This window comes from Labrys sp. 22185, from assembly GCF_052045555.1.
Lineage (GTDB): Bacteria > Pseudomonadota > Alphaproteobacteria > Rhizobiales > Labraceae > Labrys > Labrys neptuniae.
In genome coordinates, this window is the sequence record NZ_JBQEPH010000073.1 from 1 (window position 1) to 10,004 (window position 10,004).

Annotated in this window: 5 protein-coding genes and 3 pseudogenes; 7 read left to right on the plus strand and 1 reads right to left on the minus strand. The window is 53.4% G+C overall.

Annotated elements, in window-relative coordinates; all coding sequences use genetic code 11:
- Window positions 1–88: 88 nt before the first annotated feature.
- A pseudogene (locus ACTJKX_RS37110) lies at window positions 89–280 on the minus strand (transposase); the annotation flags it as partial.
- An 837-nt stretch (window positions 281–1,117) separates the two neighbouring features.
- On the opposite strand from ACTJKX_RS37110, the gene ACTJKX_RS37115 reads away from it, so the two are divergent.
- The 7 genes and pseudogenes from ACTJKX_RS37115 to ACTJKX_RS37145 form a co-directional block, all read left to right on the plus strand.
- A complete protein-coding gene (locus ACTJKX_RS37115; RefSeq protein WP_440728389.1) occupies window positions 1,118–3,223 on the plus strand; it encodes a S10 family serine carboxypeptidase-like protein in 2,106 nt (701 codons plus the stop codon).
- An 18-nt stretch (window positions 3,224–3,241) separates the two neighbouring features.
- Entirely contained in the window at window positions 3,242–3,646 is a 405-nt protein-coding gene (locus ACTJKX_RS37120) for a hypothetical protein (RefSeq protein ID WP_440728390.1), read from the plus strand.
- A 538-nt stretch (window positions 3,647–4,184) separates the two neighbouring features.
- Window positions 4,185–6,506 (plus strand): phosphocholine-specific phospholipase C, encoded by a 2,322-nt coding sequence (locus ACTJKX_RS37125; protein WP_440728391.1) that lies wholly within the window; start codon window positions 4,185–4,187, stop codon window positions 6,504–6,506.
- A 602-nt stretch (window positions 6,507–7,108) separates the two neighbouring features.
- On the plus strand, window positions 7,109–7,480 hold the full coding sequence (locus ACTJKX_RS37130; protein WP_440728392.1) for a pore-forming ESAT-6 family protein: 372 nt from the start codon (window positions 7,109–7,111) through the stop codon (window positions 7,478–7,480).
- Window positions 7,481–7,546: 66 nt separating this feature from the next.
- A pseudogene (locus ACTJKX_RS37135) lies at window positions 7,547–7,816 on the plus strand (transposase); the annotation flags it as partial.
- A gap of 217 nt (window positions 7,817–8,033) precedes the next feature.
- The gene (locus tag ACTJKX_RS37140) at window positions 8,034–9,395 is read left to right on the plus strand and encodes an IS110 family transposase (RefSeq protein WP_440728393.1); all 1,362 of its coding nucleotides are present in this window, start codon (window positions 8,034–8,036) and stop codon (window positions 9,393–9,395) included.
- A pseudogene (locus ACTJKX_RS37145) lies at window positions 9,396–10,004 on the plus strand (IS3 family transposase); the annotation flags it as partial.

The window sequence follows — 10,004 nt, forward strand, 5'->3', positions numbered from 1 at the left end:
TCGTTTCGAGAAAACCGCTAGAAATTATCTCGCCGTCATAACCCTTGCCGCTACAGTTCTATGGATCAGATAAGTGTCCACAACTCCTAGCCTCCCGGCCCTGGCGCTCGCGATCCAGCATCAACTCGACATCGTGAATGGTCTGAAACAGGAAGCGGCGGGCCAACTCCCGGAACCAGCCATAGACCGTTTGCCAAGCGCCGAAATGGATCGGCAGCATTCGCCAGCCGCAGTCCGAACGAACCAGATAACGCACCGCATTGATCACCTCGCGGAAATCCACGCATTGCCTCAATGAAGATGTTACCGGGCGGGGGTCGTTGCCTCAGCTAAAATGTTACCGGCGAATTCCTATGTGTAGCGGATCGAGATTATCCGGGCTCGGGTTTGAGATCATCGCTTTTTCTGGCTCAGATTATCTGAGAATGTAATGCTCCTTGGGCTCACATTCCGCGAGACGGGGCTCGAATTATTGGAGACGGGCTCACGGTGTTGAGACTGAGCCCTCTCGCCTTGGCCGGATGCTCAGTCAGATCGAACAGCGCGTCAGCGCTGGTATGGGCGAAGCGCCCGGCGCCGTGACCGTTGCTGGCCAGGCTGCGATAATGCTCGAGCCAGTATTTGGCGAATGTAGCGCCCGCCTGCCGCCGTGATCGCAATCCTGATTGATGCGCAGCACGCTGCTCCTTCGCGGACATCTGGGGTGACGGCCATACTTCCTCCCAATGGCCAGCTCGCCCCTGCTGGCTGCCACGGCGAGATACCTCCCACCATGCTTAATCAGACAATCTCCCGCGCCGGACCCCCTGAGGAGGCACCCGTTCGGTTCCTGGTATAAGCCACTAAACGAATAGTTCTTATCAATATCTGGTGCATTAATTTTCCATAATATAAATAAAGATATTTACTTTGTATTTATGCACTATTTACATTCTGAGTAAATTTTAAAAAAAATGCCAATTTTTAAATCATAATCAGCTCAAATATCAGACTTGACAGTCGCAAAGTTCGTATGTTTTTCTATAAAAAACTAATTATAAACAAAATAAGGAGAAATGAAATTCAGATTGCAAAAATATAATCTAGTTGAAATGGTATTAGTTAAAAGGAGAAGGCGTTGATAAAATATAGACTCCTCTGCGTTGCTGCATTGGTGATGCTCTCTGGCTGCAACGGCAGCGACAGCAGTAATAATAGTGTATCTTCAACCTTTGACCCTACCCCCTCGACGACAATTTCAGCTAACGCGCTGGAATCCATTCAACCCACACTCAGTCAACCCCAGCCGGAGGCTGTGCCCTCTGCTTGGCCAGCCGATCATACGGTCGTCGATCCCAATCATTATGCCGCCTTGGCCGATTTCTACTCTCAAGCCAGTGCAGCCTACCGGTCCGGCCCGAACGGTGGCCCAGGTGATCCCCAACCCGCAGTAGAGGCTGCCGGCCTCGACCCGAGCACGGTCGACGAGACGCCGTCAAGTAAACATCACACCTACTCCGTGAATGGCGTTACTTTCGACTACACCGCCAGGGCTGGGCACTTGATCGCCTATGCGCCAGAAAATTCGGGAAATTCGGGTGGAAAAGACGCCCAAGCGTCCATTTTTTACATGTCCTATACCCGCGACGATCTGCCTAAAGACCAGCGTCCAGTTACGTTTTTCTGGAATGGCGGGCCGGGCGAACCGTCAATCTGGCTTCATCTCGGCTCGTATGCGCCAAAATATCTGAAAGTTGACTCACCGAACCTCCCGGTGGGCCCAAACATGCCTGATAGCTTCCCGCTTGTCGACAACCCGCAAACCCTGCTCGACCAGACCGACTTGGTCTTTATCGACGTCGTCGGGTCGGGCTATTCGGAGGCCATCAGCCCGCACAAGAACAAGGATTTCTGGACGACGATGAAAGACGCCGGGATATTCCGAGATTTCATCACCGCCTATATCAATAAATATAACCGACAAAGTTCGCCAAAGTATCTCTTCGGTGAATCGTATGGCGGCATCCGAACGCCCATTGTTGCAAACCTTTTGGAAGAAGCTGGAATAAGTCAATATGCTCCGGACTCCTCCGGGAAGCCGGCCATTGTGCTTTCAGGATTTTCTCTAAATTCGCCTGTTCTTGACTTTTCGTCACATTCTTTAGATTCAGGGCAGTTCGCTTCTGCAGCAATTGCGATGGATTATTATAAGAAAAGCTCCGTGAGGGGGGCATTGAACGAAGATGAGTTTGTGAACAAGATTCGAGAATCAGCTTCAAGATTGTTCAAGAATGGGAGTTTCGATTTAAACTATCGAACTGAATTATCCCAATTTCTTGCTTTAGATAAACTTCCATCGAAAGGATTGATGGATTTGGCTACACCATTTGTTGCACCGTATATCGTAAAATTTTTCATTCCTTCGTCAAAAATTATTACGGATACCTCATCTGATAAAATGAAAACAGCAGATATAGTCGGAAAATTATTAAATTATGCAGGAAGCATTGTGTATCCTAGCTCAACTATCAATGATTCCGAAGTGCAAAAAATGTTATCATCGGCTGTACTTTTGGACAACTTTAAAGAATTATCAAAAAATTTAAACGAATCAACAGAAAAGAGCGACTCTGTAGTTGTCAAATTTTTACTCAATAAAATTACGGATTTTCTTAAACAATATGGGCCATCCGTTATTATTAGGCCAAACTATTCGGTATTCAATGTTTACGATACACGAATGAGTCGTCCATTTCCGCCAAACTACTCCATGGATTTTTTTGAAAGCGCGGGATTCTATGGTGCCATCAAACCTTATCTCCTTGACGAATTCGATTATAGGAATAAGGATGACGCCCAACTTTACGGAACAAATAGCACGTCAAAAGATCCTGGCATGATCGGTGGCTGGATTTTTGACGAAAATCTGAAGTCTACCCCAGAAAATCCCATCGATAGCAGCACCGGCGAAATGTTGAGTGCCCTGCAGCTCGATCCCAAGCTTAAGGTATTTGTGATGATGGGCTATCATGACTGGGTATGCCCCTTTTATACGACAGAACAGGATTTGCAGAACAGTGGTATCCTGCCCCAATTCAAAAGTAGGGTAACTACGAAAGCTTATGAAGGCGGGCACATGATTTACGCGAATGAAGTCTCGCGTGGCCCGTTGCGCCAGGATCTTGGCGCATTTTACAGGCAAGATAGCTCTTTGGGCGCCTTCACATCCGCTGGTTTGCATTGATAGAGAAAGGGCCGTTCGATGGTGCGAAGCCATTTGGTTTATTTCGTAGCTGCCTTGGGTATGTTTTTAGCACCAGCTGCCTGCATATCCGTTCCGGTCGTGGCTGGTGAGTTTCTGCAGCTACCGCCAAGTTTACCGGGGGCACCTCCCCCCAAACCCAAAACGCCGGCGGAAACCCAGGCCGCTGTGATCGCCAGACTGCAACAACGTTTTGACATGGCCAGCGGCGGGCGCGGCGTCCTCACTCAACGCGAAGCGCGTGAAAGTGGTTGGGGCTGGGCCGCCGATCATTTCGGCGAAATCGACCGACAGAACAGGGGCATCGTTAACCTTGACGATGTGATGAACTATATCGAAAGGACGTCGCAGACTCGTTTGCCACGTCCTGCAGAGATAGGCAGCGCGCCGCAGATCATTCATTAATCTGGGCTCTGCTGTACACATCGGGCTTAACTGTAGCGGCCTGTGAATCATCACGGAACAGCCATACGTTCCAACTCACGCGCGTAGCGTGCGTCTAATCGGATAACTACTCCAAATGCACAGGCGCCGTGCGATCAGCGCCTGTGCTTGGCTAACTGGCAACGGCTCACCGCTACCTAGACACAGTTGCTAAGGCTCTCGACGCCATCATCAGCGGCCATCGCCAGAGCAAGATCGAGGAACTCATCTCCTGGCGATTCTCGAACATCAAGTCCAAGTTCATAGGCGATCACCACGGCGCTTACCCTTAATCGGAAGCGCGTCATAAAACGTGATTGGAGAAGAAAATTTCAGTCATTCACCATTTTATTTAGTAAAAAGCTTAGTAAATATTCATAATATTATATAAATATTTATGCAATTGCCATTATGACTACAAATAATAATTAGGATTTTGATAAATATATTAGTCATCAGAATTTCATCTTAAGAAAATACTAGTGTTATTGTATAGCGGAACCAAACGAAGGATCCTTTCGTGAACCGGCGCAAATTCATCAAACTTTTGAGGTCGGCGGGCACCAGCACTGCAGCTTTTGCGGCTTGCTCGGCCTATATGCAGGAGGCCCTGGCGCAATCCAACGTAGTCAACACTTTGCTGGACGCCTCCTGCCCTAGCCCCAAGGGCTCCTTGAAAGACATTGAACATGTCATCCTGTTCATGCAGGAGAACCGTTCGTTCGATCACTATTTTGGTACGTTGCGTGGTGTGCGCGGCTTCGGGGATCCCAGGCCTCTGCTCTTGCAAAATGGCACACAGGTCTGGGAACAGCCTATCAAAGCAGGCACTCCTCAAACCGCGAAGCCCTATCATTTCGTCGGCACAGTTCAGCTCAATAATGAAACAGGCGCAGCTCCTATCGATAGTGAAACAACGGCTGAAGCGGGGCGTGCATTCATCCAGGACCCTCCTCATGGGCACTCGGACAGTGTGGACGCCTGGAATTGCGGCAGGATGGATGGCTGGGTACCGGCAAAAAATGTTGTTACTCTTGCGCACTATGTGGAACAGGACCTTCCACTCTACTTCAAACTCGCCAAAGCCTTTACCGTCTGCGATGCGAATTTTTGCTCCCACAATGGAGGTACCGATTCTAACCGGAGCTTTTACTACACGGGAACGGCGATGGGTCGGAATGACAACAGCTATTTTAGCGGCAACAACAACGCCGCTTCCGCCCCGAATTGGCCGTCCTACCCAGAACGCCTCGAAACGCTCGGCGTAGACTGGAGATTTTATCAGGACGGTTTGCACTGGACGTCGGGAAGACCATTCGATGGAAATTATGGCGACAACACGCTCGAGTATTTCCAGCAGTATCAGGATAATACCACGAGTATTTTTAAAAAAAACCAATCGATAAACTCTGTACTTCGGACGAGCGCGGATGTCCCATCGCGGTTCGAGCAAGACATCATCGACGCAAAACTTCCTGCTGTGTCGTGGATCGTGGCGCCGGAAGCCTTTTCTGAGCATCCGACCTTTCCACCGCACCTCGGCGAATATTATCTCAATGAAATTCTTCGTTGCCTTGCTGCCAATCCCGAAGTGTGGCGCAAAACTGTCCTGATCACGACATTCGATGAAAATGGCGGGTTTTTCGATCATGTCCCGCCACCAACGCCGCCATTGAATGCCAATCAGGGACTTGTGTCTTCCGGCATCCGCATCGTTGCCGCGCCTGACGGGGCGTCCTCGGCATCCTTCGATGGCGATGTCGACATTGAAAATTCGATTGACGCGCTCAGTGCACCAACCGGCATGGGCGCCCGCGTGCCGATGCTCGTCATTTCCCCCTGGAGCACCGGAGGGCGGGTCTGTTCGGAGGTGTTCGATCACACATCCAGCATCAATTTCGTCGAGGCCTGGCTGGCTGCAAAAGGTGTTCCTGTCGATCAGCAGCCTTACGAGCAGATTTCCATGTGGCGCATGGCCGTCGCCGGAGACCTGACCAGCGCCCTCGATTTCAACCAGGATCCCGCCCCTGACATGACAGCGCTAGTCCCGCCGCTGACAACTGCGGAAATCTTTACGGATGAGCAAAAAAAAGTCATTAATGCTTGGGCTTGGACAACGGAACTCGTTCCAGGAACAATCGGTCCGTCGCCAGATAACAATGCGACAGTCGTTGCTTCCAAGCAGGAAACTGCTCAGGTAGAGCTCCTGCCGCTGGGCTATGAGTTTCAGGTCTACAGTGCGTTCGTCATCCCGACTGGCGGAGGCGCCGAGCGTCTGCAATTCACCTTCCGTAATGCCGGCCAGTTGGGTGTGCCCTACTCCCTTTACGTCTATTCGAGTGACGCCAAGCCTCGGTTCTACACAGTCGAGGGCGTGGAGCAAGGCAGTGATCCCATCACGTTGTCTGACAGCATGGATCTCGGCGGCGGTGCCTATCATTATGTGGTTCACGCGCCGAACGGCTACCTCGCGGAATTTCGTGGGAACCGCAGCGAGCCCGTGCAGGCGCTCTTCCCCGAAGTCTCGGCAATCCATGCACTCGACGATGCCAAGACTGCTCAGGTCGCTTTGACGGCATGGCCTTCGGCCAATGGTGCGCTGAAACTCATCGACGCCTATACGGGCAATAACCAGAACCTCCCCGCAGGGACACAAATCGCCAGCATTGCCACCCACGACGGCTGGTATGACCTCGCACTCGTCGATGCTTCGGGCCAGACGGATTTCCTGCGTCGCTATTCCGGCCATTTCGAAAACGGCAAGATCAGCAAGACGGACCCTGCCATTGGCAAGGTCTATGACGCGACAACCTACACATACCAGCAGCCGGGGATGACCTGATGAACCTGACACGTAGAGCATGCACGATGACTGCCCTGACGGCGGCTACCGCTGCGCTTTTAGGCAGCTGTAGCGGCGGAAGCCAGCCTTCCACCCCACCGCTCTTTCCTTCGCCGACGCCCGTCGATGATACGCCCACAGCGCAGACAAACAGCAATCCGCCTGTCATCGGTAGAGAGAATGTGAAACTGTGCACCGCTCCTAAATTGCAGCAACAGCGGCGACGGCAGATACAGGCGGCGCGAGCAAGACGTATAATTCCTCCTTTGCAAGGATAATCATACCGAGCAACTGACGGATCGATCCAGCCTGGAAGGACAGACGCCCGGATTTGGAATTTCGGTTCTGTTCGCTTCAAAAGTGCCGAGATGAAAATATATTAATATCAATAGCTAACAGCTTTCACGTCAAGGTTTCTATACTTTAGCGTTTGATGTTACCGGGTGGTCGTGCATGGAACGCAAGGGCTTATTGTGCTGGATCATGAGAGCATTCGGTTCTGCCGCTCTCCCGCAACCGGCCCATTGCTCATGTTATCATAATCGGCGAAGTTCGTCCCCCTGATGGGGTTAGGCTGAGCTTTTACAAAGGGTCGCAAATTGATGCGCAAATCTGCTTTTATCTCGATGTCCGTGTTTCTCACAATGGCTAGCGCCACAGTCGCGCTCGCCCAGAAAGGTGCGACGCCCGAACAGATTCAGATGGTGTACAACGCCGGACGCAATCAGCTCGGGCTGCTGAAATATTGTCAGGACAAGGGCTTTGCCGATGCGCAGGCCGTTGATTCACAGACCAAGATGTTATCCCTGCTCCCTCCGCCTGGCGATCCGTCACAAGGCGACGAGGCTGAGGCGAACGGCAGAAAGGGCAATGTTTCGATGATGGGCATCAGCCAGGACATCACAACGGCAGCCAAAGCCCAAGGCGTAACGGAAGAAAAACTCTGCCAGACGCTGGCGCATCCCATCAAATAGGCTGGTGGCCTGCTGCCGGTTTCGTGGACATCGAGATAAGGTGTTTGACGGAACTGGAGAGTGGGAATGCAACGAAGGAAATTCAGTCGCGAGTTCAAGCTTGAGGCGGTGAGATTGGTGAAGGATCGGGGCGTTGCGGTGGCCCAGGCTGCCCGCGACCTCGATGTCCACGAGAATGTGCTGCGCAAATGGGTGCGCGATTTATCGGCCGATCCGCTGCGTGCGTTTCCCGGTCATGGGCAGATGAAGCCGGAGCAGCAGGAGATTGACCGGCTGCGCAAGGAAGTCGCAAAGCTGAAGGCGGAGCGCGACATCCTAAGAAACGATCATGGGCTTTGGCCCGCCTGTGCGCGGTAGAAACAGGGCTATGCTACGTTGCTGGCCGGAGGGGAGTTGCCGACTGCTTATTGGAGGCGTTCGACCCCGTTAAAAAACGTGGCACATGGGCTGTTGCGTACTTGAGAGTGGTGACGCCGTCTCGTTGGCGATCCCGATTAGGAAAATGACGAACTTGCGCGGCCCAGCCTCTCCGAGATCCATCGGAGGAGAAGCCATGCCGAAAACAGCGTCAGTCAACCTTCAAAACCTCACGCGCATGAATCCCGGCGCCGCAGCGATCGACATTGGTTCCACGATGCATATGGCTGCCGTCAACCCGGACAGCGATGACATGCCGATACGTGCCTTTGGCACTTTTACCCACAACCTTCATGATCTCGCCGATTGGTTCAAATCCTGCGGGGTGACCAGCGTTGCGATGGAGTCGACCGGCGTCTATTGGATTCCGGCTTTCGAGATCCTCGAAGAGCATGGATTTGAGGTGATCCTCGTCAATGCTCGCTACGCAAAGAATGTCCCAGGCCGGAAGACAGACGTCAGCGATGCGGCATGGCTCCGCCAACTGCATTCCTATGGGCTATTACGGGGAAGCTTTCGCCCCACCGCGCAGGTTGCCACATTGCGCGCCTATCTGCGGCAGCGGGAGCGGTTGGTTGAATATGCTGCAGCTCATATCCAGCACATGCAGAAAGCATTGATGGAGATGAATCTGCAGCTTCACCATGTCATGTCGGACATCACCGGCGTGACGGGTATGAAGATCATTCGGGCGATCGTTTCCGGAGAGCGGGATCCGAATATTCTGGCATCTTTGCGCGATGTTCGCTGCCACTCCTCGGCCGAGACAATACGGGCATCCCTGATTGGGAATGATCGGGATGAGCACGTTTTTGCGCTCGCACAGTCGCTGGAACTCTACGACGTTTATCAGCAGAAGATGCTTGAATGTGATCGCAAGCTCGAGGTGGCAATCGCTGCAATGGCTACCGAAGTTGAGACACCACTCGCACCGTTACCAAAAATCCGGACGAAGACCAAACAGGTGAATGCACCGTCCTTTGACGTGCGGGCCGCATTGTATGGCCTGGTTGGCACAGACTTAACGCAGATCCACGGTCTCGGCTCCTCCCTCGCGCTCAAGCTGATGGGCGAATGCGGCACGGACCTGCAGGCCTGGCCTACCGCCAAGCACTTCACCTCATGGCTCTGTCTGGCCCCCGGCAACAAGATATCGGGCGGCAGGCTGCTCTCGTCGCGAACCCGCCGATCATCAAGTCGGGCAGCTGCGCTCTTGCGATTGGCCGCAACAACCATCGGCAGAAGCGACACCGCACTTGGCGCATTCTACCGGCGGTTGGCGGGACGGATAGGAAAGCAGAAGGCCGTGACGGCGACGGCACGCAAGATTGCTGTTCTCTTCTACAACACTCTCCGATTTGGAATGGTCTACCGCGATCCAGGCGCGGCGGCCTACGACGAGCGGCATCGTGGCAGGGTTCTGGCCAATCTCCAGCGCCGCGCCCGATCTTTGGGATATCAGATCGAACTCATGCCCTCTGAGGGGGGTGTTTCTTAGGAAGGCCGCAGCCTACTTCGCGAGGGAAGTGACATGAGGTTCGCTTTCATCGCGAGGCACCGGAACATCTGGCCGGTGGCGTGGCTGTGCGAGGCTCTGGATGTGTCCCGCTCAGGCTTCCATGCCTGGCTTAATCGTAGTCCCAGCGCTCGTTCCCGGCACGACGAGATTCTCGTTGCCAGGATCGATCGAAGCTTCAAGAGCAGCGACCGCACCTACGGCGCCCGGCGTGTTTGGCATGATGTGCTGGCGGAGGGGCTCTCCTGCGGCCTGCATCGCATTGAGCGGCTCATGCGGGAGAACGGGCTACGTGCCCGGCCGCGCCGCCGTGGGTTGCCGAAGGATACCGGCGAGCGAGCGGCAGTGTCGGACAACCTCCTTGATCGCGCCTTTGAGGCTTCGGCCCCGAACCAGAAGTGGATTGCTGACTTCACCTACATCTGGACCGCCGAAGGATGGCTCTACGTTGCCGCCGTCGTCGACCTGTTCTCGCGGCGTGTCGTCGGCTGGGCGATGAAGGCGGAGATGACGGCGCAGCTCGTCACTGACGCCCTGATCATGGCGATCTGGAGGAGAGGCAAGCCCGACAGCCTGCTGCACCATTCCGAC